Genomic DNA, 25,972 nt, shown 5'->3' with positions numbered 1-25,972 from the left:
AAGGGGCAGCCCTAAGTGGACCTGCGTATAGATGCGGACGCCGAGCAGCGAGCCGGCTGCTTAAACTCGAAACATCCAGGGTACGGCGACGCCGCGGCGGCAGGCGCGTCACGAGGAGATTCCCTGTACAACAAGGATAAACATTCCTCGACGAGTCCGGCCAGCGCGCTGACACCGCAGTCCGGCCCGGCACTGGCGTTGATGCCATTTGCTCACGTCATTGCCGCGCTGTGCATGGCCGCTGGCCTGCTGGCGCTGGCCGGCTGGTGGCTGTCCCGACCCTGGCTCACCAGTCTGCTGCCCGGATTCACCATGAAACCCAACACGGCAATGAGCTTCGTGTTGGGCGGCCTGTCGCTGGCCGGCCTCGCGGCCCGGTCGACCAGCGGCGTCATTCAGCTTGGCCTGGCCCGAATACAGCCTGTGGCGGCGTTGCTGTTGCTGCTGGTCGCGAGCACCACTCTGCTCAGCTACGTGCTGCAACTCCCAACGGGCATCGACCGGCTGCTGGTGGCCGAGGATTCGCCCAATCACCTGAGCGTGTTTCCCTGGCGCATGTCGCCGATCTCGGCGCTCAGCTTCAGCCTGATTGCCATGGCCCTGCTGCCCTGGCCGGCGCGCTCGAGGCGACTCTGGCTGGCGCTGGAGTTGATCGTTCTGCTGATCGCGATCAGCGCCTTCATCATGGTGCTGGGACATGCTTACCGTGCCGCATCGCTGTACTCGCTGCCCGGCTTTTCGGTAGTCGCCTTGCATACGGCACTGGGGTTGCTGCTGCTGACCACGGCCGTGCTCACCGTGCATCCGCGCTTCCTGATGGCCCGTCAGCTCACGGCATCCGACCAGGCCGGCGCGGAGATGCGTCGTTTGTTGCCGGCCGCCGTGCTGTTGCCCTGCCTGGTCGGCTGGCTGCTACTGCAAGGTCAGCTGCGCGGCTGGTATGGCCCGGAAATCGGGCTGGCGACGTTCACCGCCGCCAACATGCTGGTGTTCTCGGGCCTGGTCTGGTGGAACGCGCAGGTGGTACGCCGCGGCGAAGCGGCATTGCTGGCACACTTGCGGCGCGTTCAAGCCGTCGCCGAAATGGATCGCGCCATTCTCGGCATGCGCTCCATGCAAGAGATCGCCGGAAAGGCGGTCGATCATCTGCGCCGCATGGTGCCGTGCGCGTGCGCCAGCGTCGTCGTATTCGATCGCAACTCGGGAGCCCATCGTTTGCTGGCAGCAGGCACGTGTGGCAATGATGACTTCGTGCCGCGCGCGCATTCCATCGCAACTTACGAGCAAGCACTACGCGCTGTCGGCACCGGCCAAGCCATCGATCTCGGCGATCTGCGCAAGCTGCAATCCACTTCGCCGCTGTTTCGTGAATGGCGCCAGGCCGGCGCCGTTTCCTACGCCGCATTGCCACTGCGCGGCGAGCAACATCTCCTCGGCATGCTGGAGCTGAGCGATGCGCGGCCCGATTGTTTCACCCGGGAACATCTCCAGGCGGTGCATACCATCGCCGATCAGCTGGCAATCGCGCTCCAACAGGCACTGCTCCGGGAAGATATCGATCGTCATACCGCATCGCTCGAACGCCGCGTGCAAGAGCGGACGCGCGAGTTGCAGGTGATGAACCAGGAGCTGACCTACGCCAATCGCGATCTGGAAGAGTTCACTGCCTCGGCCGCGCACGACCTGAGAGCACCATTGAATGCCATGGCGGGCCATTGCGGCATCCTGCGCGAGCTCATCCAGCAGCAGGCCGACCCAGATGCGCTACATCACATGGAACGCGTCGACGTGTCACTACGGCGCATGAACGACGTCATCGACGGCATGCTCGGGCTGGCTCAGCTCACCAAGATCGAGCTGGCGCGCCGGCCCATCGACCTCGACGCGCTCGCCGCCGAAGTCATCGCGGAGCTGCGGCAGCAGTATCCATCGCATTGCGTGCAATGCCGGACCGATTGCGGGCCGCCCATCCATGCCGATCCGCGCCTGCTACGCAGCCTGCTGTTCAATCTGCTGGGCAACGCCTGGAAATATACGACGCACACTGAACGCCCCGTCGTGGAGCTCACGAGAGTCGCCCACGAGAGCGGACCGGCTTTCCTGGTGCGCGACAATGGCGTCGGCTTCGATATGAATTTCGCGCAGCATCTGTTCGAGCCGTTCCGACGCATGCACACCATGGCGGAGTTTCCCGGCGTCGGCATCGGACTGGCAACGGCTGCACGCATCGTGCAGCGATATGGAGGAAGGATCTGGGCGGAAAGCGCCGTCGGTCACGGCGCGGCATTCCATTTCACGCTGCCACAGGCCGCCGCGACTGCCGCCGACCATGCGACGGCGACATCCGACTCTGAGTCCTAGGATGCACGGCAACGATCGGCTTGCTGATCACAGGCATGGACCTCGGCGGCCCGGCTACTTATCGCTTGACTTGCGCAAACGGCGCGTTCCGTGAATGTGACAGCTCATCGGCAACGAGCCAGCAAGCGACCGCAAGTGACTGAACCACCGGAAAAAGCGATTCTGGAGCGGACCCCGAACCGGGGCGCGGCGCGGGAAGTTCGCGGCTGCCGACGCGGCTGCGGCTAACATTCGCTCTGCGATGCGTTCGTCGGGCAGAAAAACACCGGAGGGACTATGACCGTCTTGCGTAATGACGCAGGTGATCCGGCCAGGCAGCAGCAAGCCATCGAAGCTCTCGCCAAGGAGAGCGATGCCCCGGTCGAGCATGTGCGCGAGCTGTACGAGATGGAGCATGCGCGCCTGAATTCCCAAGCCCGCGTCAAGACCTTCGTATCCGTGATCGCGACTCGCCTGGTGCGCAACGTACTGCACGCGGAACGAAACACCAACCATAGCTGAGTCGACGCGGCTCGCCATCGCTGAATCGATCGCGCGGATGAAGCCACTCGTCGTCCTGCTGCTCGCCTCTCTTCTACCCTGCTCCGGCGCATTCGCCTGGTCTCGCGCAGGCCATATGGTCAGTGCGGCCATTGCCTATGAGGAGCTCAGCCCAAAAGAGCGGCGGATCATCGACAAGATCGTCGCGCTGGCGGAGAAACATCCGGATCGCGGCACGTTGTCGGTAGCCGTCGGCAACGCCAGCGGTAAAGAACGTGCGCGTCGAATCTTTCTGCAGCTGGCACGCTGGCCAGACGACATCCGGGGCAGCGTTTACGACCACCCGACCTGGCACTATTGGTCACGGCCCATCATCGATGCGAAGTCGCCACCAGCGAAGTTGCCCGACGACGTGCCGCAAGGTTCGGCAATGGAGGCGTTCGCGCTGAACCTCAGCATGGCCTCCGATCCTCGCGCCTCCGCGGGCGAACGTGCGGTAGCACTTTGCTGGATATTTCATCTGGTGAGTGACATGCATCAACCGCTGCATGCCGTGTCGCAAGTCTCCAAACAGTTTCCCGAAGGCGATCGCGGCGGCAGCAGGCAGTTCGTCCTCGCTCCCTCCGAGCGCAGGCCAGTCACATTGCACTGGCTCTGGGACGACAGTGTCATTCGCAATGGCGAAACGAAGGCAGTAACGCGCCAGGCAGCCGATCTCATGCGTCGCCTGCCTCGTGCCCGGTTCAAGGAGTTGCAGCCATTTCGAAGCACGGCGGAATTTTCGACGTGGGCGCAGGAGAGCCATCATCTCGCCACGACCATCAGCTATGGCCCCGACTTGAGAGCGAGTGATTCCGCCGCGTCGGCGCCAGAACTGCCCAAGGAATATGTCGATCAATCTCTACAAACCGCCGAGCAGCGACTGACCCTGGCGGGTTATCGACTCACCGAGGTGCTGCGTTGGGCATTTCGGGATGAGGCGCGCTGAATCAGCGATTCTTCACCAGCCCCGACACCAGCTCCTGCACCGACATCTTCTCCAGCTTGCCGCGCTCGGCAAACATCGCCTTGATCGCTTCTGCCTGCTTCGGTGAATAGTGCGCCGCGACTGACGACTCGAACTTCTGCACCAGCACCGGCATCCCTTCCGCCCGACGCTCGCGATGACCGAGCGGAACATCGATCTGCACGCGCTCCGTCCGCGTACCGTCCTTGAAGAACACCTGCACCGCATTGCCGATGTATCTTTTGTCGGGCGCGTAGTATTCCTCGGTGAACTTGGGGTTCTCGGTCACGACCATCTTGGCCCGCAGCAGATCGATGCGCGGATCGCTCGCAACGGCATCCTCATAGTCCGACGCCTGCAACCGGCCGAAGATCAGCGGCACCGCGACCATGTATTGAATGCAGTGATCGCGATCCGCGGGGTTGGCGAGCGGTCCGGTCTTGTCGATGATGCGAATGCCCGACTCCTGTGTCTCGATCACCACCCGCTCGATGTCGTCAATGTGCCGCCGCACTTGCGGATGCAGCTTCATGGCGGCTTCAACCGCCGTCTGCCCGTGAAACTCCGCCGGATAGGAGATCTTGAACAGGATGTTCTCCATCACGTAACTGCGAAACGGCTGCGGGAAAGACAGCGGCTTGCCTTTCATCAGCACATCCTGGAATCCCCACGTCGGCGCCGTGATCGCGGAGGGGTAGCCCATCTCTCCGGCCATCGCCATCAACGCGTGACGCACAGCGCGGCTGGTCGCGTCTCCGGCCGCCCAACTCTTGCGTGAGCCAGTGTTCGGTGCGTGACGATAGGTTCGCAACGCGCCGCCATCGATCCACGCATTCGACACAGCGTTGATCACCTGCTCTCGCGTGCCGCCGAGCATCACGGTCGTGACCGCCGTCGAAGCAACCCTCACCAGCAGCACGTGATCCAGTCCGACCCGATTGAAACTGTTCTCCAGCGCCGCGACACCCTGGATCTCGTGGGCCTTGATCATGAACGTGAGCAGGTCCCGCACCTTGAACCCGTTCTTGCCTCGAGCGGCGTTCCGGCGCGACAGATAGTCGGCAACGGCGAGAATGCCGCCGAGGTTGTCCGAAGGATGTCCCCATTCGGCGGCCAGCCACGTGTCGTTGAAGTCGAGCCAGCGCACCATCGCGCCGATGTTGAATGCAGCCTGCACCGGATCGAGCTCGTAACTCGTGCCAGGCACACGCGCACCACCGGGCATTACCGCGCCAGGCACCACAGGCCCGAGCAGCTTCGTGCACGCTGGGTATTGCAGCGCCTGAAAGCCGCACGCGAGCGTATCCATCAAGCAGTAGTAGGCCGTCTCGTAGGCCACTTCGCTGTCGATGCGATATGAAAGCGCGTAGTCGGCGATCGCCGTCAGAACGTCGTCGGGCGCGGGTCGCTCGGCGGACTTGATATCGTGCAGGGACATGATTCCTCGAGTCGAATTCGCTACGGTCTTTGATCCAGTGGCACGAACGGCTGATTCTCCGGGCCGATGTAGTTGGCGCTCGGCCGGATGATCTTGCCATCCTCGCGCTGTTCGATCACGTGCGCCGCCCAGCCGGTGGTGCGGGCGATGACGAACAGCGGCGTAAACATCGCGGTCGGCACGCCCATCAGGTGATATGACACTGCCGAGTACCAGTCGAGATTGGGAAACATGTTCTTGATCTCTTTCATCACCTTTTCCAGGCGCGCGGCAATGTCGAACATCTTGGTGTCGCCCGCATCCTGCGCCAGCTGCCGGGCGACAGCCTTGATGACCTCATTGCGCGGATCGGAGATGGTGTAGACCGGATGACCGAAGCCAATGATCACTTCCTTGTTCGCCACTCGCTTGCGAATGTCCTCTTCGGCCTGATCGGGCGTGTCGTAACGCTGCTGGATTTCGAACGCGACCTCATTCGCGCCGCCATGCTTCGGCCCGCGTAACGCACCGATGGCGCCCGTAATGGCCGAATACATATCCGACCCGGTGCCGGCAATGACGCGGCCAGTGAACGTCGATGCATTGAACTCATGCTCGGCGTACAGGATGAGCGATGTATGCATCGCGTGCACCCACTGCCGCGACGGCGTTTTCTGATGCAACAGATGCAGGAAATGGCCACCGATGGAATCGTCTTCGGTCTCGACCTCGATGCGACGGCCGCGATGGCTGAAGTGATACCAATACGTGAGCATGGAGCCGAGACTGGCGATCAGCCGATCGGCGATATCACGCGCGGCGGCGGGAGCATGATGCTCGGGCTCCGGCAAGACGCAGCCCAGCGCTGACACGCCGGTGCGCATTACATCCATCGGATGTGCCCCGGCGGGCAACTGCTCCAGCACCGATTTGACCGCGAGCGGCAGGCCGCGCAACCGCGCGAGCTTGGCCTTGTAGCCCGCGAGCTCCGCATGATTTGGCAGCTTGCCGTGAATCAGCAGGTAGGCGATTTCCTCGAACTCGCAGCTGCGGGCGATATCCAGGATGTCATAGCCGCGATAGTGCAGATCGTTGCCGCTGCGGCCCACCGTGCACAGCGCGGTATTGCCAGCCGTCACGCCCGACAACGCCACGGATTTCTTCGGCTTGAAAGCAGGGTTCGAAGTTGCTTCCGACATCGCGCGCCCCCCGATAGTTACGTGTTGCGCCACTTTGCCACAGCGGCACGTGCGTCGAACAATGGGGTCTTGCCGAAGCGGCGGCGGGCGCCGCCGCTTCCAGATCAGTTAGCGGCAGCGGCGGCTTGAACCGGCGGAGCCAGCGTCTTGAGCGGCACCGACTCGTCGGCCAGCGCCACCGGATCGAACGGCTGGCACGCGGCCACCATGCGTTTGGCGACCATGAATTCCTGGGCCCGGTTGACGGCGTCGCAGGCGATCAGCCGACCCTCTTTCAAATAGAAGGCAGCGAACGACTTGTTCTGCATCGAGCCGCGCAGCACGAATTGATCGTAGCCCTGCGACAGGCCAGTCATCTGTAGTTTCAAATCGTACTGATCGGACCAGAACCACGGCACCGAGTCATACACGCGCGGCTTGCCAGCGAGATAGGCTGCGGCGACCCGCGCCTGCTCCACCGCGTTCGGCACCGATTCCAGACGAATGCGACGGCCGCAGAACACGCTGGGATGATTGGTGCAATCGCCAGCGGCGGCGATGTCGGGATCGGAGGTGGCGGCGTGCTCGTCGACCACGATGCCGTTGTCGACATCCAGACCCGCGGCCTGCGCGATCTCCGTGTTCGGCAACAACCCAATGCCCACGACCACGAAGTCCGCGGGAATCACCACTCCGCCGCTGCAATGAACAGCAGTGACAGCATCTCCCGCTGCATTGAAATCCAAGCCGGTGACTTCGATGTTGGTGCGCAGATCGACGCCAGCATTGCGATGTACTTGTTCGTAGAACTCGGACATCTGTGGCGCCGTCACTCGCGCAAGCACGCGCGGCAACGCTTCGAGCACCGTGACATGCACATCGCTCGCGATCGCCGATGCGGCGACTTCCAATCCGATGTAACCACCGCCGACGACGACCAGCCGCTGTCCGGACTGGAACCGCGAGCGGATTGCATTCACGTCATCGATGGTGCGCAGATAGTGGAAGTTGCTGGTGCGCTCGGCCCGAGCGGCATCATTGATCGTGATGCGACGCGCCCGGCCACCCGTGGCCAGCGCCAGCTTCGAGTAGTTGAGCTCACGACCATCGTCCAACACCAGTTTCTTGCTGGCGCGATCGATGCGCTCGACACGACGGCTCAGCAACAACCCGATGTTTGCTTTCTCATACGCGGCCGGTTGCCGCAGATACAAGGACGGCGCTTCGCAATCGCCTTTCAGATAGGCCTTCGACAGCGGCGGCCGCTGATACGGCACGTGCGCTTCTTCGCCAATCACCGTCAACGGACCTGCATAGCCCTGCTGGCGCAGCGCGAATGCGGTCTCGCCGCCGGCATGGCCGGCGCCGATGACATAAATATGTTCTTCAGTGTGGGCCATGGCCGATCATTCTTCCGGCGCGAGCGTCAGGCGCAGGCCGTCGTACTCTGCTTTCAATTGGATCTGGCACGACAGGCGTGAGTTGTCCTGGCGGAACTGCAGCTCGGCGAGCAGATCCCCTTCGTCGCTCTGCCGCGCCGGCAGCTTGTCGACCCATTCCGGTGCGATGTAGACGTGACAAGTGGCGCAAGAGCACATGCCACCGCAGATGGCCGCTACGCCGTAGTCCAGCTCGCGCAGCGTTTCCATCAACGAGGTTTCCGGCGCCGCCTCGATCTCGTGCTCATCGCCGTTGCGATCCACCACCTTCAACCGAATACTCATTCAAATGCTCCAGCCATCTGTCTAATATTTTTCCGCGAGCGGGCAACATCAAGCCGCCCAAATAAGTCGCCCCAAAAGTGGCCAAGGGCCACGGCCATCCGGCCGAGCACAATACCGCACCGGAAGCACGTCAAAGCGTGCCCAGAGTGGGCCCAGAGTGAGCATTGTGACCCAGCGGTCGGGATGTTGCGAGCGGGCAAAACGCCCGACGTCGGCGTTCGATAAACGCACGGCCGTCCCGCCAGGCCGTCGCGCAGCCGCTTATACCCCAACGCCGCGGAAAGATCCGGCGAATTCCAGGACTTCCCCGGCCAAACGCTGCCTGTCCGCCGGTGTTTTCATCGAGGTAGCGGTCACGTGCGTGGCCACGCCGATCTCCGGCGCCACGTGTGCTTCGGATCTATCGAGCACGAAGCCGTCGATGAGGTTGCCATAAAACTGTGCGATCGACGCCGAAGAAGGCTCCAGTCCCAGCTCGCTCATGATCTTGGTGGCCGGCCCCCGGACCGCATGGCCGTTGAGCAGTGGTGATACCGCGATCACCGGCACCGTCGCTTCCTGCAACGCCTCGCGCCAGGCGGGAATTTCCAGCATGGGCGCGATGCTCAGCCAGGGATTGGAGGGACAGATGACGATGGCCTGCAAGGACGGATCGGTGAGCACTTCCTGCAGAACGGGCGGCATTTGCGCGTCGGCGGCGCCGGCATAAGCCATGCCCTTCACCACCGGCTCGCAACGCCGCGCGACGAAGTATTGCTGAAAATCCAGCGTGCCCTCGCCCTCGGTGACCACCATCGTGCGCACCATGTCGTTGGTCATTGGCACCACCTTGCCCAGGATGCCGAAGTGCCCGGCGAAGTCGGCGGTGATGCGGGACAGCTTTTCGCCAGCATTGAGCCGGCGCGTGCGCTCGATGTGAACGGCCAGTTCCTTGTCTCCCAGCCGGAACCAGCGCTCCCCGCCGAGGCGTTCGATCTCGGCCATGAAATGCCAGCTGTCGCCGCCACGGCCCCAGCCCCGATCGGGATTCTCCTGGCCGCTCAGCGTGTACAGCACGGTGTCGATGTCCGGCGATATCGATAGCCCGAGGTGCTCGAAATCGTCGCCGGTGTTGACCACGACGGTGAGCTCGCCGGGTGGCAGCGTGTGCTGCAATCCCAGCGCCAGCCGGGCTCCGCCGATGCCTCCGGAAAGCGCCAGTACCTGGGTCATCGCAACGGCTCCCGTTCCAGCGGCCGCAGCCGCGCCGCGTTCCGTTCAGCCGCCCTCCGTTCCCTGCTGCATGCCATGACCACCGGAGCTCCTTTGCTTGCTGCAACCCACCGACCTACGCGGCGCCGCTGGCGAAGGCCCCCACAGGCTTGCAAGGGACCCTGCCGTTCAGCGCACGACCTTCCCAGTCATATTCGCCTCATCGGTCGATAATGGATGGCAGTCCGGCCACGTCCAGTGGCGATCTCGACCGCGCCCCTCGGGTCGGGCGCGGCCAGATCGGTCGCCGATCAGCGTCCGGAGAACTTCGGCGCGCGCTTGTCGAAGAACGCCTTGACGCCCTCACGGAAGTCCTGGCTGTCGATGCAGTCCTTTTGGATCGCGCCTTCTTCCCGAATGGCGCCGGCGAGATCCAGCGATGGCGCCCGGCGCAGCAGCCGCTTGGTCCCCGCCAGGGCGAGTGGCGCCGCGTCGGCGAGTTTCTCGGCGAGCGCGCAAGCTTCGTTGAGCAGGTCGGCGTCCGGAACTGCCTTGTTCGCCAGACCCAGCTCGACGCAGCGAGCCGCGGGGACGCGGTCGCCGCTGAGCGCGAGCTCGAACGCCAGCTTCGGGCCGATGCGCTGGGCGTATTGCCACGTCAGGCCGCCGTCCGGGACCAATCCGATCCTCGCGAACGGCAGCTGCAGGAACGCTTTCTCGCCCATCAGCACCATGTCGCAGGCCAGCGCGTAGCCGGCGCCGATCCCGCTGGCGAAACCGTTCACCGCGGCGATCACCGGCTTGGGCAACTCGCCAATGGCCAGGATGCCGGGGCCGAATTCATTCTCCAGCATGGCGGCGACTTGCACGCCAGCCGGCGGCAGGCTGTTGAGATCGGCGCCGGCGCTGAAACCCCGCCCCGCTCCGGTCAGCACGACCGCGCGAATGTGATCAGCCGCCGCACACCGCTTCATCACGTCAATAAAAGCGATGCGCATCTCGCGCGTGAACGTATTCAACGCATCGGGCCGATTCCAGGTGACGACGGCCAGCCGGCCGCGCTCTTCATACAGAACTTCGCTCATACAGATTCCCCGCTAGAGAGCGCGGCAGGATGGCGCGAATGGGCCGGCAGCGCAATCACTCGGCAAGGAGGCGGTCTGTACTGCGAAATTCAGAAAAGACGTTGTCGCCAGTCAAGAGTGCCCAGCTGTGAACGGAGCTTGTGCGCCGAGCTTGTGCGCGATGTGGGCAAGAAAGAAAAAGAAATCGTCGTTGTTCGAAGCGAGGGCGGCATCAGGTAACGCCGCCCTCATGAGCTACTACTATTACTGCGGCGGAGGAGGCGTCGTGCCCGTGTCATCCGGCGGCGTTGTGGTAGCGTCCGGCGGCGTGGTCGCATCCGGAGGCGGCGGTGTTTCCGACGGCGTCGGAGCCGGGGCCGGCTCGTTCGGCATCGTCGATGGCGCCGAGTCCGCCGGCGGTGCGGTCATATCGGCACTGTCATCCTTTTTAGCGCATCCAGCCGCGAGCAACAGGCTCGTGGCCGCGACGGCAAACAAAGCATAAAAACGCATGGCTTTCATCCTCCAGAAAACTTCCGAATGGACTCGGGTCGCCTACTAAGCGATTCATCCGCGGCGGGAGTTCCAATGCAAGCGCTTGAAAATAAATGTCAATGTTTCGTCAATGTCGAGCGCTGCGCCGAGCATCGTGTCATCCCTATAATGTCTGCAGTTGGCGGCACACCAGACGCACACGAACATGAACCCACACACGCGCTTGATCGAGCTGAATCACACCATCGAAGACGGCATGCTTACTTACAAAGGTTTGCCGGCACCGGTGATCTGCGACCATCTGAGCCGGGTGCAGTCACGGCAGTTGTATGCTGAAGGCACCGAGTTTCAGATCGGCAAGATTACTCTCGTGGCCAACACGGGCACGTACATCGACGCGCCGTTTCATCGTTTCGAGGACGGCATCGATATCGCGGGGTTGCCATTACAACGCATCACCGAAGTGAACGGCGTCGTGGTGCGCGCTCTCGACTTGCCTGCGCGCGCGATCTCGCGCTCCGTGTTCGAAGGTGTCGATGTCGACGACAAGGCAGTGCTGGTGCATACCAATTGGGCCCGGCATTGGCGCACCGATCAGTATTTCGAAGGCCACCCCTTCCTCACGAGCGACGCCGCCGAATATCTTCGCGACCGCGGCGCCACGCTTGTCGGCATCGACTCCTACAACATCGATTGCACCGACGACGGTCATCGCCCCGTTCACACGGTGCTGCTTGGCGCGGGCATTCCCATCGTCGAGCACTTGTGCGGACTCGAACAGCTGCCGGACGCAGGCTTTCGCTTCTCAGCGGTGCCGCCGAAGATCAAAGGCATGGGCACCTTCCCGGTGCGCGCTTACGCGAGCTTGAGTACCTAGCCTGGCACCGCCGAATTTCCAGCTCGCCAGTCATTCGACAGGGATCACGAGAATGTCCGAATCCGCCCGCGCCTTGGTGCACGACTTCCTGGAGCGCGAGTTCATCCGACAAGTGGAGTTCCTTGCCGAACTGGTGCGCGTACCGAGCGACAATCCGCCCGGCGATTGCAGCCCTGTCGCCGAACGCGCGCACGAATTGTTGGAGAGCCTGCTCGATCTGGAAGTCGAAACGGACGTCGTGCCGCAGGACATGGTCGAAGCCAACGGCATGATCTCCGCCACCAATCTCATCGTGCGCCGCCGTTTCGGCAGCGGTGGACCGACCATCGCGCTCAACGCCCATGGCGATGCTGTTCCTGCCGGCGCAGGTTGGACGCGCGATCCTTTCGGCGCGGAGATCATCGACGATCACGATCACGGCCTGATGATGTTCGGGCGCGGCGTAGCGGTGAGCAAAGCGGATTTCGCGACCTACACCTGGGCCCTGCTGGCACTGATCGACCTGGAGAAACACGGCGTGCCCTTGCACGGCGTCGTGGAACTGCACTTCACTTATGACGAGGAAGTCGGCGGCAGCATCGGTCCGAAGCGGCTGCTGCAGCAGCGACTCAGCAAACCCGATCTGGCGATCTGTGCCGGGCTCTCTTACGCGATCACCAGTGCTCACAACGGTTGTTTGCATCTCGAGGTCGTGATCGACGGAAAGTCAGGTCATGCCGCGATTCCCTCCAGCGGCGTCGACGCGCTGGAAGCGACGACAGATGTGCTCAACGCGCTGTACGCACATCGCGCCGGACTGTCGCACAAGCGTTCCCGGATTCCCGGCATCGAGACACCAACGCTGAACGTCGGCCTGATTCAAGGCGGCATCAACACCAACGTCGTGCCCGATCGCGTTACGCTGCGCCTCGAGCGCCGCATCATCCCCGAAGAGTCCGCAACCGAAGCAGAATCAGAATTGCGCGCGCTCATCCAGAAAGCGATCGCTCATCGTCCCGGGATCTCGGTGCAGATCGAGCCGATCCTGATGGCCGAACCGTTGCAGGAACTGCCCGGCGCCGCACGCATGATTATCGCCCTGCGCACGCATGCCGAAGCGGAGTTCGGCGTCCCAATCCCGGTAAACAGCACACCGCTGTACACCGATGCGAGACACTACTCGACCCTCGGCATTCCCGCCGTGTTGTACGGCGCCGGTCCGCAAACATTACAAGACGCAAACGCTCACGCGGCGGACGAATGTCTGCGACTGAGCGACCTGAGAAAAGCGACAGCGGTAATAGCGCTGGCGTTGGTGGATCTGATGCGGCCGTAACAGATTTGCATCAAGTTCGGAAAGAACGAAACACCGCCCGCCACGCCAAATGCCGACCAGGAAGGACGGGCGAAAGCCACTGCGGACGATCTGCGCTCCCAGCGCCAGCGAGTCCCGCAGCAGGGACTCAGCCGAGATATAGGTTTTTTCCATCGCCGGATCATACCGCGCCGGCCAGAGTCGCTTACACTGTCTACCTTTCTCCGTAGACAAGGTCGACAGCATGAACTGGCTCGAACGGGATGCCGCCGCCGTCTGGCACGGCTTCACCCAAATGGACTGTTATGGCGCAAACAGCCCCGTCATCGTGGAACGGGCCGAGGGCCGGGAGCTGATTGACGTCGAAGGGCGCCGGTACCTCGACGCGATCTCCTCGTTGTGGGTAACCACCCTCGGCCATCGCGTGCCCGAGCTGGACCAGGCCATTCGCGACCAGCTCGAGCGCGTAGCGCACTCGACCATGCTCGGCAATGGCAATCGGATTGTGATCGAGTTCGCCGAAGCGCTGGCGCGGGTCGTGCCCGTCGATCGCGCACACACGCTGTTCGCCTCCGACGGCGCGGCCGCTGTCGAGCAGGCATTGAAGATCGCGTTCCAGTATTGGACCAACCAGGGTGAGCGAGACAGAACCACTTATCTCGCCTTCGGCGACGGTTATCACGGCGACACCATCGGCTCGCTGTCGCTCGGTGGTGGCGGCTTCGGCACGCAGATCTTCGATCCGCTGCGCTTTCCGGTGATCCGCGCCCCATCCTTCTCCGAGCCGGGCGCGCTGCGCACCGCCGCCCAAATGGTTCATGAGCATCATCGCAAGCTCGCAGCAGTCGTCGTGGAGCCACTGGTGCAAGGCGCGGCGGGCATGTTGATCGCGCCCGCCGAAGACTTCTCGATGCTCGCCAAGGCGTGCCAGGAAACGGGCGTGCTGTTGATATGCGATGAGGTAGCGACTGGCTTCGGCCGCACCGGCACCCTGTTCGCTTCCGAGCAGTGCGGTCTGCGTCCGGACCTGCTGTGCCTGGGCAAAGGAATCACCGGCGGCTATCTGCCGATGTCTGCGACCGTCGCCTCGCAACGCGTGTTCGCTGCATTTCTAGGTCCGGACCTGAGCGAGAAAACGCTGTATCACGGTCATTCATACGGCGGGAACGCGCTCGCCGCGGCCGTCGCGCTCAAACATCTCGAGCTAATGGCGTCGCTGCGCGTACTCGACAACGTTGCTGAGCGCTCGACGCAACTGCGCGCGGCACTAGAGGAACACGTCCGTCCATTCGAGCGCGTAACAGACATTCGACTCGCCGGATTGATGGGCGCCGTCGAGCTGAACACGAGTGATGACCCCAAGCTTGCGCGCCGAGCTTGCGCGGCCATGGTGAAGCGGGGCGTTCTGTCGCGCTCCATGGGGCCGGTCATCACGATCGTGCCGCCTCTCACCATCACCGCGGCGGAAATCGATCGCATCGTTACGACACTGGCGGCGGCACTGCGGGAGACGACATGAACGACTGGAACACCTGGGCCGAGCGCGAGCTCTCCGGCTTGCGCGCCATCAATAGATATCGCGAGCTCATCGCATTCGATGGCGACGGACCGATCGGCACGGTACGCGGCCAACGGGTCCTGTCATTTGCGTCCAACGACTATCTGGGCCTGGCCTGCCATCCCCAGGTCAAGCTCGCGGCGATTTCCGCAATCGAACGCTTCGGCACCGGCGCGACGGCCTCGCGCTTGATCGTCGGCACGCGCAGCCTGCACGGGGAATTGGAATCTCAGCTCGCGCAATGGAACCTTTCGGAACGCGCACTCGTGTTCTCGTCCGGGTACCTGGCGAACTTGGGCGTGCTGACCGCATTAGGCGAACAGGATGTGACGCTATTTAGCGACGAGCTCAATCACGCTTCGATCATCGACGGATGTCGTCTGGCCAAAGCGCGCACTTTGATTTACCGTCACCTGGATCTGCAGCACCTGCGGGAGCTGCTGAGCCAGACGTCGGGCCGAAAAATCGTGGTTTCTGAATCGGTGTTCTCCATGGATGGCGACACTGCGCCGCTGCCAGCGCTCGCGGAGCTCTGCTGCGATCACGGCGCTCTATTGGTATTGGACGAAGCGCATGCGGCACTCGGCCCCAAGCTTGCACCGACCCCTGGCTTGCAGGTGTTGCACGTCGGCACGCTTTCGAAGACGCTAGGCGCGTTGGGCGGATTCGTTGCCGGTTCCAGTCGTCTGATCGAATTACTGATCAATCGCGCCAGGAACTTCATCTTCACCACCGGTCTGTCGCCGGCCGATACGGCCGCGGCGCTGGCGGCGGCACGGATCTGCCAGAGCCAGGAAGGCGATCAATTGCGCGCCAGGTTGCGATCTCTCATCGACATGCTGCGACCCGGCCATGCATCGGCCATCGTACCCATCATCCTGGGCGAAGATGCCGCGGCACTGGCGGCCTCGGCGCAGCTCAGAGCTGCGGGCATCCATGTACCGGCGATCCGTCCACCCACCGTCCCCAAGGGAACGGCGCGGTTGCGAGTGGCATTGTCCGCCTCACATACCGAAGCGATGCTCGACAGCTTGCGGGGCGCGCTCGCCCGACTCGATTCCATTCCTTCGCATCAACTCGAACACGCATGACAGCGACTGCTTCCAGACCTTCCCTATTGATTGGTGTCATTGGCACGAGTACGGGAGTTGGAAAAACCTGGGTGACCGCCCAACTACTCGCAACGTTGAAATTGCGCGGCACGCGGGTCGCCGCACGAAAGCCGGTGCAGTCGTATGCGCCCGACGATATCAACACCGATGCCGCGCTCCTCGCGGGCGCGAGCGGCGAAGACGTGGCGGACATTTGTCCCGCGCATCGTTGTTATCCGGTGGCACTCGCACCGCCGATGGCGGCTGAGGTACTCGGGCGAGGTCCGCTGCGGATGGCGGACATCATCAGCGAGGTCCGCTGGCCGCCCAACGTGGAGATCGGGTTCGTGGAAACCGCGGGTGGCGTACGTTCACCCTTGGCTTGCGACGGCGACAGCCTCGAACTGCTGCGCCGCCTGCACGTGGACCGCATGCTGCTGGTCGCCGACGCGAAACTGGGCACGATCAACTCAGTCCGTCTGACGATGGCCGCGGTCGGCTCGACACCGACCGTGGTGTTCCTGAACCGGTTCGAACCGGATAACGAGCTGCACGAGCTGAATCGACGCTGGTTGATCGAACAGGACAAGCTGACGGTGATCACCGACGTGCACTCGCTGGCAATCGCTTTCGAGGACGTCTGCCAGGCAGCCTGATTGACCGGCTCGATCAGCGCCCTCCCGGTTCGCGGGAGGGCGCGTATCGATCATGCAATTACAACTTGGCGGGGTCCGCTTCCAGAATCGCCGCCGCACCCGACTTCACGACGCGCGCCAACGACTGCGCCTCCGGCAACAGATTCGCCGCGTAGAACCTCGCGATCTGCTGCTTGGCTGTATAGAAATCTGGATCTTCCTCCGACCTGCGGACCGCAAGGTCGTGAGCCTTGGCCGTCAGCCAGCCACCGATCGCTACGCCGCCCAGCATCAAGTAAGGCACGCACGTCGCCAGCGCGCCCTCCGGATCCTTGAGAATCGCCACCGTCGCTTCCTTCAGCGCAGCGATACCTTCCAGCGCCGCAGCCTTGCTCGCAGCAACTCCCGCATCGCTCGACGACAACTTTTCGAGCTCCGCTTGCATGTCCGCGAGCAACGCATTCATGGCGGCGCCATTGTCGCGACCGACTTTGCGGCCGACCAGATCGTTCGCCTGAATGCCGGTGGTGCCTTCATAAATCGGCGCGATGCGCGCATCACGCAACGTTTGTGCGGCCCCCGTCTCTTCGATGAAGCCCATGCCACCGTGCACCTGGATACCCAGCGACGACATCAGCACGCCCAGCTCCGTCGACCAGCCCTTCACAATGGGGATCAACAAATCACCGCGCGCCTGCGCCTTGTTCTTCTCGTCGCCATCCGGCAGATGCTTGCCAAGGTCGAGCTGCAGCGCTGCATACAAGGCCACCGAGCGAGCCGCGTCGGTGTACGCCTTCTGCGTCAGCAGCATGCGCTTTACGTCCGGGTGGTACGCCATGGGCGGCGTCTTACCTTCCGGCGCATTACTGGTCTTCGGCTTGCCTTGAACGCGGGTGCGCGCGTACTCGAGCGCCTGCTGATAGGAACGCTCGGCGAGCGCATAGCCTTCCAGACCGACGGACAGGCGCGCGGCATTCATCATGATGAACATATATTCCAGGCCGCGATTCTCTTCGCCGACCAGATAGCCAATGGCACCTTCCTTGTCACCATACGACAGCACGCAAGTCGGGCTGGCGTGAATGCCGAGCTTGTGCTCGATGGAAACGCAGCGCACGTCATTGCGCGCACCGAGGCTGCCGTCGTCATTCACCAGCACCTTCGGCACGATGAACAGCGAGATGCCACGCACACCGGCGGGCGCACCTTCGATGCGCGCGAGCACCATGTGAATGATGTTCGAGGTGTAGTCGTGATCGCCGTAGGTGATGAAGATCTTCTGGCCATGGATCCGGAAATGATCGCCGTCTCGCACGGCGCGCGTGCGGATGGCCGCAAGATCGGAGCCCGCCTGCGGTTCGGTGAGGTTCATGGTGCCGGTCCATTCGCCGCTCACCATCTTCGGCAGGAATTTCTGTTTCTGCTGCTCGCTGCCGCAGCGATCGATGGCTTCCACGGCACCCTGCGTGAGCATGGGGCACAGCTTGAAAGCAAGATTGGCCGAGGCCCACAGCTCTTCCACCGCGGTGCCGAGCATGATGGGCGCACCCTGGCCGCCGAACTCGGGCGCGGCGCGCAGCTGCGTCCAGCCGCCTTCGACGAACTTCTGGTAGGCGGCCTTGAACTCGGCGGGCATGCGCACACCTTCCTCGGTCCACTTCGCGCCAGTGCGATCGCCCAGGCGATTGATGGGATCGAGCACGCCTTCGGCGAAGCGCGCGGCTTCATCGAGCACAGCGTCAGTGAGCTCGGTCGAGTAGTCGCGCAGCTCCGGCAGCCCGACCAGCTTCTGGTCACCCACCAGCTGATGAATGACGAAGCGCAGTTCTTTGAGTGGTGCCTTGTACATGAGAGTCTCTATCCGACAAAACAATTGAAACGATGAAGTAGCGTCTCGCGATCCGTTACATGCTGCGCCGATACTGTCCGCCGACTTCGTACAGTGCGCGGGAGATCTGGCCCAGGGAACACACCTTAACCGCGTTCATCAGCTCGGCAAAGACATTGCCGCCCGACGTGGCCGCCTGCTGCAATTTCACCAGCGCCTCCGGCGTATGTTCTGCATTGCGGCGCTGGAACGCCTTGACCGCATTCACCTGAAAGTCCTTCTCCTCGTCGGTGGAGCGGATCAGCGCCACGCTCTTGGCGGCTTCGTTGGAATCCGCATCCGACAGGAAGGTGTTCACGCCGATCAGCGGCAACGAGCCATCGTGCTTGCGCTTCTCGTAGTACATGCTCTCTTCCTGGATCTTGCCGCGCTGGTACATGGTCTCCATGGCACCCAGCACGCCGCCGCGCTCGGACAGCGATTCGAACTCGCGATACACCGCTTCTTCCACCAGGTCCGTCAGCTGCTCCATGAAGAACGAGCCCTGCCAGGGATTCTGGTTGTTGTTCAGGCCCAGCTCCTTGTTGATGATGAGCTGGATGGCAACCGCGCGACGCACGCTTTCCTCGGTCGGCGTCGTCAGAGCCTCGTCATAAGCGTTGGTGTGCAGCGAGTTGCAGTTGTCGAACAACGCGTACATCGCCTGAAGCGTGGTACGAATATCGTTGAACTGAATCTCCTGCGCGTGCAACGAACGGCCCGAGGTCTGCACGTGATACTTGAGCATCTGGCTGCGCGGACCGGCGCCATACAAGTCACGCATCGCACGCGCCCAGATACGGCGCGCCACGCGACCGATGACCGCATACTCCGGGTCCATGCCGTTGGAGAAGAAGAACGACAGGTTGGGCGCGAAGTCGTCGATCTTCATGCCGCGAGCCAGGTAGTACTCGACGATGGTGAAGCCGTTGGACAGCGTGAACGCCAGCTGGCTGATGGGATTCGCGCCGGCTTCGGCGATGTGATATCCGGAGATGGACACCGAGTAGAAGTTCCGCACCTTGTTGTCGATGAAGAACTGCTGCACGTCGCCCATCATGCGCAATGCAAACTCGGTAGAGAAGATGCAGGTGTTCTGCGCCTGATCCTCTTTGAGAATGTCGGCCTGCACTGTGCCGCGCACCTGTGACATGGCCTCGGCGCGCAGCTTCGCGTGTTCTTCCACCGTCAGCACGCCAGGCGCGATGAGCTGGTCGCTGGTGATCCCCAGCAATGCAATGCCGGAACCGTCGTGACCTTGCGGCAGATCGCCGTTGTAGAACGGCACCGTGTACCCCTTGGCCTGCATGTCCTTGTGCAGCTGGGCGATGCGTTTCTCGGCAGCCTCCCAACGCCCTTCGGCGCGCAGGAAACGCTCGACGCGCTGGTCGATGGCCGTATTCATGAACATGGCCAGCAGCATCGGCGCCGGACCATTGATGGTCATGGACACCGACGTGGTCGGTGCGCACAGGTCGAACCCCGAATACAGCTTCTTCATGTCATCGAGCGTCGCGATGGACACGCCGGAGTTGCCGGTACGCCCGTAGATATCGGGCCGCGTATCCGGATCCTCGCCGTATAGCGTCGTGGAATCGAACGCCGTCGACAGGCGCGTCGCACCGTGACCGCTGGCGAGATAGTGGAAGCGCCGATTGGTGCGCTCCGGCCCGCCCTCGCCGGCGAACATGCGAATCGGATCCTCTTCGGTGCGGCGATAAGGATAGACGCCGCCGGTGTACGGATAGCTGCCCGGCAGGTTCTCCGAAAGGATGAAGTGCAGCGTTTCACCCCAATCCTTGAAGCGCGGCACGGCGATCTTCGGCATGGCATTGCCGCTCAACGATGTGACGTAGTTGTCGCCGGTGACGACCTTGTCGCGCACCTTGTACGAATACTTTTCGTCGCTGACGCCCTTCACCCGGCCAGGCCAGCGCTTCAACTCGCCCACGCCCTCGGCACCAATCTCATCCAGCGCATTGTTATAAGCAGCGCGCAGCTCACGGCGAGTCGCGTCCACCGATTGATCGTCAAGCGCCTCCTGTGGGAAGCGATCCAATGGCTCCGGCAGCCGCGCGTCGTGCAAAGCGCGCAGCGATTCGTAGATGCCGAAGGCTCGGCGTGCCGCATCGACGGCCGCTTCCAGGTTGGACCGAGCCTTGCGACCCGCGGCAGCGATCTCCGCAAGATAACGGCTGCGCGTGCCTGGGATCAGCGGATCGCGCGATACGAACTTGGTCGGACCGACATCGCCCGGCTGCCATTCGATGGTGCCAGGACGCTTCTGGTTGATGAGCTTGCACAGCTCGGCGAACAAGTGATTGACGCCCGGATCGTTGAAGCGGCTGGCGATGGTCGGAAACACCGGCACCTGCTCATCTGGCAGCCGCGCCTGATCCGGATGATTGCGGCGCCACTGCTTGCGCACGTCCCGCAGGGCATCCTCGGCACCGCGCTTCTCGAATTTGTTCAGCACGATCAGATCGGCGAAATCCAGCATGTCGATCTTCTCGAGCTGGCTGGCCGCGCCGTATTCACTGGTCATCACATACGCGGACACATCGACCATGTCGGTGATCTCGGTGTCCGACTGACCGATGCCGGCAGTCTCGACAATGATCAGGTCGAACTTCGCCAGCCGCAGCAGGCCGATCACGTCCTTGAGTACCGCGCTGGTGGCGAGGTTCTGACGACGGGTCGCAAGCGAGCGCATGAACACATTCGGGGCCGCAAGCGAATTCATACGAATGCGATCACCCAGCAGCGCGCCGCCAGAACGTCGGCGGGTCGGGTCCATCGCGACGACGGCGATATTGCGATCCGGGAAGTGCCGCACGAATCGTTGCAACAGTTCGTCGTTCAAGCTGGATTTGCCGGCGCCGCCGGTTCCGGTCAAACCGATGACCGGCGTGCCGCCCTGCGCGTTGGCGATGGCCTTGCGCATCTCCTGGGCGGCGGCATCGTCTTCAGAGGTCGATTCGAGCAGCGAGATGGCTTGTGCGAGCTGATGTTGATCGCGCGGATTCAGCGAGCTGGCGTCGAACCGATATTTCGGCTTGGCCGCGGCGGCGACGCGCTTGAACACGTCGTCGATCATTCCATCCAGACCCATGCGCCGCCCGTCCTCGGGTGTATAGATCTTCTCGACGCCGTGTTTCTCCAGCGCCTCGACTTCATGCGGCGCAATGGTGCCGCCGCCGCCGACGATGACGCGAATGTGTTCGACGCCCTGCTCCTTGAGCATATCGACCATGTAGGCGAAATATTCATTGTGTCCGCCCTGATAGGACGACACCGCGATGCCGTCGGCATCCTCTTGAATGGCGGCCCGGACGATGTCGGCCACGCTGCGGTTGTGGCCGAGGTGCACGACTTCCGCACCGTGGGCCTGCAGCAGGCGGCGGATCATGTTGATGGCGGCATCGTGGCCGTCGAACAGCGACGCGGCACTCACGAAGCGCAGCGGGTGCGCCTCGGTGCGGGTCGCACTATTGTCGGCACGAAACGGCAGAACAGCGGCGGTATTCATTCGGGAACGCCTCGAGGCCAAGCAGGGCGGATCGACTACATTGCTGGGGGAACGCCATGCAGTGCTGGCGCTCTAATTTACCCGCGAGTATATTTAGCCGGACCCCGCCCGGTCAATCAGCCCCCGTGCGGCGCCCTACCCTGGCTCACGTTATGATCGTGGCCCCTTTGAAGGAGCAGCTATCCGGTGGCAGGTCGACAAGCGCGCAAGAACACTCCACAACGAGCCAGTGGACCGGCCCTATGGGCCTCGGTTGGGGCGCGCGTACGCGATCGCGAGCGCAAGCGGGACGCGGTCATCATGACTGCCGCGCGCGCGTTCCGGGAACGCGGCTACCACAACACCTCGCTGGATGACATCGCCAGCGAGCTGAATGTCACCAAGCCGACGGTGTATCACTACGTCGAGAACAAGGAACAATTGCTGTTCGAATGTTTTCGCGCCGGCCTGGAGCTCATCATGCATGGCATCGCGGAGCAGCAGGAGTCGAAGGCCACCGGCCGCGAGCGGCTGGCCGCGGTAATCGCGCGTTATGCCGAAGCGATCACCTCGGATTTTGGCTGGTGCATGGTGCAGGCCGAAAACCAGGACCTGAGCCCGACCATGAGCCGCAAGGTCAAAGCCCTGAAATCGCAGATCGACCAGGGCATGCGCAGTTTGATTCGCGCCGGCGTCGAGGATGGCTCCATCCGCCCTTGCGACGAGAAGATGACCGCGTTCGCGCTGGCCGGCGCCTTGAACTGGATCGCGCACTGGTATCGCAGCGACGACCAACTCGCCGCCAGCGAGATCGCGCAGCGCTTCATCGAATTGTTCGAGCTGGGCCTGCGCCCGCGCTGACGGTTTGCCGTGTTCTCGTGAGCCTCCGCGTGCTGCCGCCATGACATCATCGAAACCGTTCGCGCCCGCCTGCGAGCGCAATCAAGGGCCCATCCTGGAAGTGCTGCGGCAGTATTTTTCGGATCGGCGCCGCGTGCTCGAAATCGCCAGCGGTACGGGTCAGCACGCGGTATTCTTCGCGCCCGCATTTCCCAACGCGATCTGGCAAACGTCCGACGTCGAAGAGAACCTGCCCGGCATTCGGATGTGGCTCGATGAAGCGGCATTGCCGAATCTGCCGCCTCCGCTCACGCTCGATGTCACCGGCCCCTGGCCCGACACTCGCTTCGACGCCGTCTTCTCGGCCAACTCGTTGCACATCATGCCGTGGAGTGCGGTGAAACAGTTCTTCGCCGGCGTGGGTCGCGTGTTGGAGCCCGGCGGCATCCTCGCCGTCTACGGCCCCTTCAACTACAACGGCACCTACACCAGCGACAGCAACCGCGAGTTCGACGTCTGGCTCAAACAACGCTCGGCCCTGAGCGCCATTCGTGATTTCGAAGCCGTGGACCGGCTGGCCAGTCAGATTGGTTGCCAACTCGTGAAGGATCACACGATGCCGGCCAACAACCGTCTGCTAGTATGGCGGCGCCAAGCCGTGGCCTAGCGCTCGTCCGGGCGCATGAAGCTCAATTCTCGGCGCTGTTACTGGCGTTTAGAAACTTTCAACCGCGGGGCGCGTACGCGCGCCCGAAGCGATTCGCCAGGAACGTGCTCAAATCGATATCTTCCTGCCGGATAAATCCACGATCGGCGATCTTCCCAGTCGCCAACAGATCGAGCACACCAGTGATCCCCGCCGCCGTCGTAATCTGGATCGCGCTGCGCATCACGCCACCAACCTCGGCGCTGTAGATCTTGTTCGCGTATGTATCCTGCACCAGCTGCCCATTGCGCGTGCCACTCACCGTCACGAACACGATCACCACATCCTGCAACGTCGTCGGCAGCGCGTTCTCCAGAATGTCCTTGAGTATGTCACGCCGATCACGCAGTCGCAGATCGTTCAACAACGCCTTCATGATGGCGCAATGGCCCGGGTAGCGAATGGTCCGGTAGTTGAGCGTGCGCACCTTGCCATCCAGCGTTTCGCACAGCGATCCCAGCCCGCCCGACGTGTTGAACGCTTCGTAGGTCACGCCGTCCAGCGAGAACTCTTCCAGCTCTTCCATCGGCGGCACCTCGCGGCGCTCGCCATTGACGATGGCTTCACAGGGCTCGCAATACTCGTTGATCAGGCCCTCGGTGCTCCACGTCAGGTTGTAGTTGAGCGCATTGGACGGAAACTTCGGCAGCGCGCCGACACGCATGCGCACTTCGTCGAGCTTGTCGAAGCGGCGAATCAGATCGTACGCGGCAATGGTGATGAAGCCCGGTGCCAGGCCGCACTGAGGAATGAACGCGGTCTGCGCGCCTTCCGCGAGGCGCTTGACCTTGCGCGTGGTGGCCACGTCTTCGGTCAGATCGAGGTAGTGAGCGCCGGCTTCCTTGGCAGCCACCGCGATATCGCCCGTCAAATTGAACGGGACCGCGCTCAGCACGGCGAAGTTGCCCTCGAGCGCGGCACTCAAGGCGCGCGGATCGGTAACATCCACGGCTTTGGTTTCGATGGCGGGATTCAAGCCGTCGAAGCGGTTGACCACCCGATCGATGAGTGTGACGCGATAGTCGCCGCTGGCGGCGAGCATATCGGCAATGGTGACGCCGATCTTGCCGGCGCCTGCGACAACAACTTGCTTCATGGGGCCATTGTCGGCAAGGCCAGCGCCAGCCGGTATTGCCAAAGCGCCGAGCAGCCGGCAATGTTTCGGCGTTTCGTCGGTTCCCTTCGTCGATCCGCCGTGCAACTATTCGTTTTCGCATGAAGCAGCGCCCGCAACCTCTCGATTCCGTCGATCAGCAACTGATTGCGTTGCTACGGGAAAACGCCCGCGCGCCGACCGCCGCCCTGGCTCGCAGCCTCGGGCTGTCGCGCACGACGGTGCAGAGCCGGCTCGAACGACTGGAACGCTCCAAGGTCATCACCGGCTATTCGGTGCGTCTGTCGGAAGCGCAGGAGCGTGGCACGGTCCACGCTTACATCATGATCACGGTCAAGCCGAAGCACACCGGCCAGGTGGAGCGGGAAGTGCGCAAGCTGAGCCAGGTGCGTGTCCTGCAGGCCGTCAGCGGCGCGTTCGATCTGATGGCCCTGGCCGCCACCGAATCGATCGCCGACATGGACGAGCTGATCGATGCCATCGGCGAGTTGGATGGCGTCGAGCGCACCACCTCCTCCATCGTACTGTCGACCAAATTCGAACGCTGAAACCTGCCACATTTTTGCGGGTTGCACGCGTTCCGCCGACGCCGCAGCCCGCAGCTTGCGCGAGCCGCGCCACCTGTATATACAACCAGAATGGAGCTGGAGACCAAACTTGCCATCCTGGCCGACGCCGCCAAGTACGACGCGTCTTGTGCCAGCAGTGGCGCGCCCAAGCGCAGCGCCGCTCCCGGCAAAGACATGGGCTCGACCACCGGCATGGGCATTTGCCACAGCTACACGCCCGATGGCCGTTGCGTCTCGCTACTCAAGATTCTGCTCACCAACTTCTGTCTGTACGACTGCCTGTATTGCATCAACCGCCGCTCCAGCGACATCCCGCGAGCGCGCTTTTCGGTCCAGGAAGTCGTCGACCTCACGCTCTCTTTTTATCGGCGCAACTACATCCCACATCTCGCGCCATGCAGCGGGCGCTGGCCGATCTGCCCGACTATTCGGGCGGGCCGGCCGCATGCCGGCGTTGTGACATCTGGCGCCATGCCACTCAAGCCGTATTGGGCGAAGGCACCACCTCGGCATCGATCATGCTGGTGGGCGAGCAGCCGGGTGACGAAGAAGATTTGCGCGGCCGTCCGTTTGTCGGTCCGGCCGGTCGTGTGCTCGACGACGCATTGAAAAGCGCCGGATTGGAACGCAACGAGCTGTACATCACCAATGCAGTCAAACATTTCAAGTGGCAGCCGCGCGGTAAACGCCGCCTGCACAAGCGCCCGGACGCCGCCGAGGTTGCCGCATGCAACCATTGGCTCGAAGCGGAAGTTTCGCAGGTCAAGCCTCGGATCATCGTCGCGCTGGGTGCGTCGGCGCTACGTGCGGTGGCGGGATTGACCGACGCCATCGAATCGGCCCGACAGTTACAACTCGCTCACGCCAGCGGCGCCAAAGTCGTATGCACGTATCACCCGTCCGCCATCCTGCGTGCCGACCCGGCGAATGCCGATCAGCTTCGCACGCACTTGGTTAGCGATCTGCGGCGCGCCCGGGAACTCGCCGCGTAACGGTA

Annotated in this window: 22 protein-coding genes and 1 pseudogene; 13 read left to right on the top strand and 10 right to left on the bottom strand. The window is 62.8% G+C overall.

Annotated elements, in window-relative coordinates:
• Positions 1-15: 15 nt before the first annotated feature.
• The 3 genes from VGE08_RS04910 (at position 16) to VGE08_RS04900 (ending at position 3,829) form a co-directional block, all read left to right on the top strand.
• The gene (locus VGE08_RS04910; protein WP_331066745.1) at positions 16-2,361 is read left to right on the top strand and encodes a sensor histidine kinase; all 2,346 of its coding nucleotides are present in this window, start codon (positions 16-18) and stop codon (positions 2,359-2,361) included.
• A 276-nt stretch (positions 2,362-2,637) separates the two neighbouring features.
• A complete protein-coding gene (locus VGE08_RS04905; protein ID WP_331066744.1) occupies positions 2,638-2,862 on the top strand; it encodes a DUF3562 domain-containing protein in 225 nt (74 codons plus the stop codon).
• 37 nt (positions 2,863-2,899) lie between these two features.
• Positions 2,900-3,829 carry a S1/P1 nuclease gene (locus VGE08_RS04900; protein ID WP_331066743.1) on the top strand — a complete coding sequence of 310 codons (930 nt, stop codon included), beginning with the start codon at positions 2,900-2,902 and terminating at the stop codon, positions 3,827-3,829.
• 1 nt (position 3,830) lies between these two features.
• Here the strand turns inward: VGE08_RS04900 and VGE08_RS04895 are convergent, their stop codons facing one another.
• From VGE08_RS04895 to VGE08_RS04865, 7 genes are all read right to left on the bottom strand, one after another.
• Entirely contained in the window at positions 3,831-5,285 is a 1,455-nt protein-coding gene (locus VGE08_RS04895; protein WP_331066742.1) for a bifunctional 2-methylcitrate dehydratase/aconitate hydratase, read from the bottom strand.
• Between the two features lie 20 nt (positions 5,286-5,305).
• A complete protein-coding gene (gene prpC, locus VGE08_RS04890; RefSeq protein WP_331066741.1) occupies positions 5,306-6,463 on the bottom strand; it encodes a bifunctional 2-methylcitrate synthase/citrate synthase in 1,158 nt (385 codons plus the stop codon).
• A gap of 104 nt (positions 6,464-6,567) precedes the next feature.
• Positions 6,568-7,842 carry an NAD(P)/FAD-dependent oxidoreductase gene (locus VGE08_RS04885; RefSeq protein ID WP_331066740.1) on the bottom strand — a complete coding sequence of 425 codons (1,275 nt, stop codon included), beginning with the start codon at positions 7,840-7,842 and terminating at the stop codon, positions 6,568-6,570.
• Between the two features lie 6 nt (positions 7,843-7,848).
• Positions 7,849-8,166 carry a 2Fe-2S iron-sulfur cluster-binding protein gene (locus tag VGE08_RS04880; RefSeq protein WP_331066739.1) on the bottom strand — a complete coding sequence of 106 codons (318 nt, stop codon included), beginning with the start codon at positions 8,164-8,166 and terminating at the stop codon, positions 7,849-7,851.
• A gap of 261 nt (positions 8,167-8,427) precedes the next feature.
• Entirely contained in the window at positions 8,428-9,378 is a 951-nt protein-coding gene (gene cofD, locus VGE08_RS04875; RefSeq protein WP_331066738.1) for a 2-phospho-L-lactate transferase, read from the bottom strand.
• Between the two features lie 290 nt (positions 9,379-9,668).
• Positions 9,669-10,442: an enoyl-CoA hydratase/isomerase family protein gene (locus VGE08_RS04870; RefSeq protein WP_331066737.1), complete on the bottom strand. Its 774-nt coding sequence runs from the start codon at positions 10,440-10,442 to the stop codon at positions 9,669-9,671.
• A gap of 243 nt (positions 10,443-10,685) precedes the next feature.
• A complete protein-coding gene (locus VGE08_RS04865; protein WP_331066736.1) occupies positions 10,686-10,934 on the bottom strand; it encodes a hypothetical protein in 249 nt (82 codons plus the stop codon).
• A gap of 187 nt (positions 10,935-11,121) precedes the next feature.
• On the opposite strand from VGE08_RS04865, the gene VGE08_RS04860 reads away from it, so the two are divergent.
• The 5 genes from VGE08_RS04860 to VGE08_RS04840 all read left to right on the top strand — a co-directional run bounded on the left by VGE08_RS04860 (position 11,122) and on the right by VGE08_RS04840 (position 16,392).
• A complete protein-coding gene (locus VGE08_RS04860) occupies positions 11,122-11,793 on the top strand; it encodes a cyclase family protein (RefSeq protein ID WP_331066735.1) in 672 nt (223 codons plus the stop codon).
• Between the two features lie 52 nt (positions 11,794-11,845).
• Complete coding sequence (locus VGE08_RS04855; protein WP_331066734.1) at positions 11,846-13,108, top strand: M20/M25/M40 family metallo-hydrolase; 1,263 nt, start codon at positions 11,846-11,848, stop codon at positions 13,106-13,108.
• 223 nt (positions 13,109-13,331) lie between these two features.
• Positions 13,332-14,606, top strand: a complete 1,275-nt coding sequence (gene bioA, locus VGE08_RS04850; RefSeq protein WP_331066733.1) for an adenosylmethionine--8-amino-7-oxononanoate transaminase — start codon at positions 13,332-13,334, stop codon at positions 14,604-14,606.
• Positions 14,603-15,736, top strand: coding sequence for an 8-amino-7-oxononanoate synthase (locus tag VGE08_RS04845; protein WP_331066732.1), 1,134 nt, complete (start codon positions 14,603-14,605; stop codon positions 15,734-15,736). Before bioA ends, VGE08_RS04845 begins: the two co-directional genes overlap by 4 nt.
• Positions 15,733-16,392: a dethiobiotin synthase gene (locus VGE08_RS04840; protein ID WP_331066731.1), complete on the top strand. Its 660-nt coding sequence runs from the start codon at positions 15,733-15,735 to the stop codon at positions 16,390-16,392. Before VGE08_RS04845 ends, VGE08_RS04840 begins: the two co-directional genes overlap by 4 nt.
• Before the next feature lie 58 nt (positions 16,393-16,450).
• On the opposite strand, the gene VGE08_RS04835 is transcribed toward VGE08_RS04840, so the two are convergent.
• Together VGE08_RS04835 and VGE08_RS04830 are read right to left on the bottom strand one after the other, a co-directional pair.
• Entirely contained in the window at positions 16,451-18,220 is a 1,770-nt protein-coding gene (locus VGE08_RS04835; protein ID WP_331066730.1) for an acyl-CoA dehydrogenase, read from the bottom strand.
• A 55-nt stretch (positions 18,221-18,275) separates the two neighbouring features.
• Entirely contained in the window at positions 18,276-21,767 is a 3,492-nt protein-coding gene (locus VGE08_RS04830) for a methylmalonyl-CoA mutase family protein (RefSeq protein ID WP_331066729.1), read from the bottom strand.
• A 300-nt stretch (positions 21,768-22,067) separates the two neighbouring features.
• Between VGE08_RS04830 and VGE08_RS04825 the strand changes: the two genes are divergently transcribed.
• The gene (locus VGE08_RS04825; protein ID WP_331066728.1) at positions 22,068-22,607 is read left to right on the top strand and encodes a TetR/AcrR family transcriptional regulator; all 540 of its coding nucleotides are present in this window, start codon (positions 22,068-22,070) and stop codon (positions 22,605-22,607) included.
• Positions 22,608-22,647: 40 nt separating this feature from the next.
• Positions 22,648-23,253 carry a DUF938 domain-containing protein gene (locus VGE08_RS04820; RefSeq protein ID WP_331066727.1) on the top strand — a complete coding sequence of 202 codons (606 nt, stop codon included), beginning with the start codon at positions 22,648-22,650 and terminating at the stop codon, positions 23,251-23,253.
• A gap of 58 nt (positions 23,254-23,311) precedes the next feature.
• Here VGE08_RS04820 and VGE08_RS04815 read toward each other — a convergent pair whose 3' ends face one another.
• Positions 23,312-24,388 (bottom strand): saccharopine dehydrogenase family protein, encoded by a 1,077-nt coding sequence (locus VGE08_RS04815; protein WP_331066726.1) that lies wholly within the window; start codon positions 24,386-24,388, stop codon positions 23,312-23,314.
• Positions 24,389-24,507: 119 nt separating this feature from the next.
• Here VGE08_RS04815 and VGE08_RS04810 point away from each other — a divergent pair, with 119 nt between their 5' ends.
• The 3 genes and pseudogenes from VGE08_RS04810 to VGE08_RS04805 all read left to right on the top strand — a co-directional run bounded on the left by VGE08_RS04810 (position 24,508) and on the right by VGE08_RS04805 (position 25,967).
• Positions 24,508-24,954, top strand: a complete 447-nt coding sequence (locus VGE08_RS04810; protein ID WP_331066725.1) for an Lrp/AsnC family transcriptional regulator — start codon at positions 24,508-24,510, stop codon at positions 24,952-24,954.
• A 90-nt stretch (positions 24,955-25,044) separates the two neighbouring features.
• Positions 25,045-25,380, top strand: a pseudogene (locus VGE08_RS26280) (biotin synthase); the annotation flags it as partial.
• Positions 25,371-25,967 (top strand): UdgX family uracil-DNA binding protein, encoded by a 597-nt coding sequence (locus VGE08_RS04805; protein ID WP_331066724.1) that lies wholly within the window; start codon positions 25,371-25,373, stop codon positions 25,965-25,967. The pseudogene VGE08_RS26280 and the gene VGE08_RS04805, both read left to right, overlap by 10 nt.
• The last annotated feature ends 5 nt before the right edge of the window (positions 25,968-25,972 follow it).

The sequence above is a fragment of the Steroidobacter sp. genome (assembly GCF_036406195.1).
Classification (GTDB): Bacteria; Pseudomonadota; Gammaproteobacteria; order Steroidobacterales; family Steroidobacteraceae; genus Steroidobacter.
Note: the sequence above shows the minus strand (reverse complement) of the source record. Positions and strands in the feature narration are given on the sequence as shown.

What these genes read in the sequence shown, in the direction of transcription:
- VGE08_RS04805 (WP_331066724.1), top strand. Translation starts at nt 25,371, where the DNA reads ATGCAGCGGGCGCTGGCCGATCTGCCCGACTATTCGGGCGGGCCGGCC.
- VGE08_RS04865 (WP_331066736.1), bottom strand. Translation starts at nt 10,934, where the DNA reads ATGCGTTTTTATGCTTTGTTTGCCGTCGCGGCCACGAGCCTGTTGCTC.
- VGE08_RS04830 (WP_331066729.1), bottom strand. Translation starts at nt 21,767, where the DNA reads ATGAATACCGCCGCTGTTCTGCCGTTTCGTGCCGACAATAGTGCGACC.
- bioA (WP_331066733.1), top strand. Translation starts at nt 13,332, where the DNA reads ATGAACTGGCTCGAACGGGATGCCGCCGCCGTCTGGCACGGCTTCACC.
- VGE08_RS04810 (WP_331066725.1), top strand. Translation starts at nt 24,508, where the DNA reads ATGAAGCAGCGCCCGCAACCTCTCGATTCCGTCGATCAGCAACTGATT.
- VGE08_RS04900 (WP_331066743.1), top strand. Translation starts at nt 2,900, where the DNA reads ATGAAGCCACTCGTCGTCCTGCTGCTCGCCTCTCTTCTACCCTGCTCC.
- VGE08_RS04835 (WP_331066730.1), bottom strand. Translation starts at nt 18,220, where the DNA reads ATGTACAAGGCACCACTCAAAGAACTGCGCTTCGTCATTCATCAGCTG.
- prpC (WP_331066741.1), bottom strand. Translation starts at nt 6,463, where the DNA reads ATGTCGGAAGCAACTTCGAACCCTGCTTTCAAGCCGAAGAAATCCGTG.
- VGE08_RS04885 (WP_331066740.1), bottom strand. Translation starts at nt 7,842, where the DNA reads ATGGCCCACACTGAAGAACATATTTATGTCATCGGCGCCGGCCATGCC.
- VGE08_RS04820 (WP_331066727.1), top strand. Translation starts at nt 22,648, where the DNA reads ATGACATCATCGAAACCGTTCGCGCCCGCCTGCGAGCGCAATCAAGGG.
- VGE08_RS04840 (WP_331066731.1), top strand. Translation starts at nt 15,733, where the DNA reads ATGACAGCGACTGCTTCCAGACCTTCCCTATTGATTGGTGTCATTGGC.
- VGE08_RS04860 (WP_331066735.1), top strand. Translation starts at nt 11,122, where the DNA reads ATGAACCCACACACGCGCTTGATCGAGCTGAATCACACCATCGAAGAC.
- VGE08_RS04895 (WP_331066742.1), bottom strand. Translation starts at nt 5,285, where the DNA reads ATGTCCCTGCACGATATCAAGTCCGCCGAGCGACCCGCGCCCGACGAC.
- VGE08_RS04880 (WP_331066739.1), bottom strand. Translation starts at nt 8,166, where the DNA reads ATGAGTATTCGGTTGAAGGTGGTGGATCGCAACGGCGATGAGCACGAG.
- VGE08_RS04905 (WP_331066744.1), top strand. Translation starts at nt 2,638, where the DNA reads ATGACCGTCTTGCGTAATGACGCAGGTGATCCGGCCAGGCAGCAGCAA.
- VGE08_RS04815 (WP_331066726.1), bottom strand. Translation starts at nt 24,388, where the DNA reads ATGAAGCAAGTTGTTGTCGCAGGCGCCGGCAAGATCGGCGTCACCATT.
- VGE08_RS04845 (WP_331066732.1), top strand. Translation starts at nt 14,603, where the DNA reads ATGAACGACTGGAACACCTGGGCCGAGCGCGAGCTCTCCGGCTTGCGC.
- VGE08_RS04855 (WP_331066734.1), top strand. Translation starts at nt 11,846, where the DNA reads ATGTCCGAATCCGCCCGCGCCTTGGTGCACGACTTCCTGGAGCGCGAG.
- VGE08_RS04870 (WP_331066737.1), bottom strand. Translation starts at nt 10,442, where the DNA reads ATGAGCGAAGTTCTGTATGAAGAGCGCGGCCGGCTGGCCGTCGTCACC.
- VGE08_RS04825 (WP_331066728.1), top strand. Translation starts at nt 22,068, where the DNA reads ATGACTGCCGCGCGCGCGTTCCGGGAACGCGGCTACCACAACACCTCG.
- cofD (WP_331066738.1), bottom strand. Translation starts at nt 9,378, where the DNA reads ATGACCCAGGTACTGGCGCTTTCCGGAGGCATCGGCGGAGCCCGGCTG.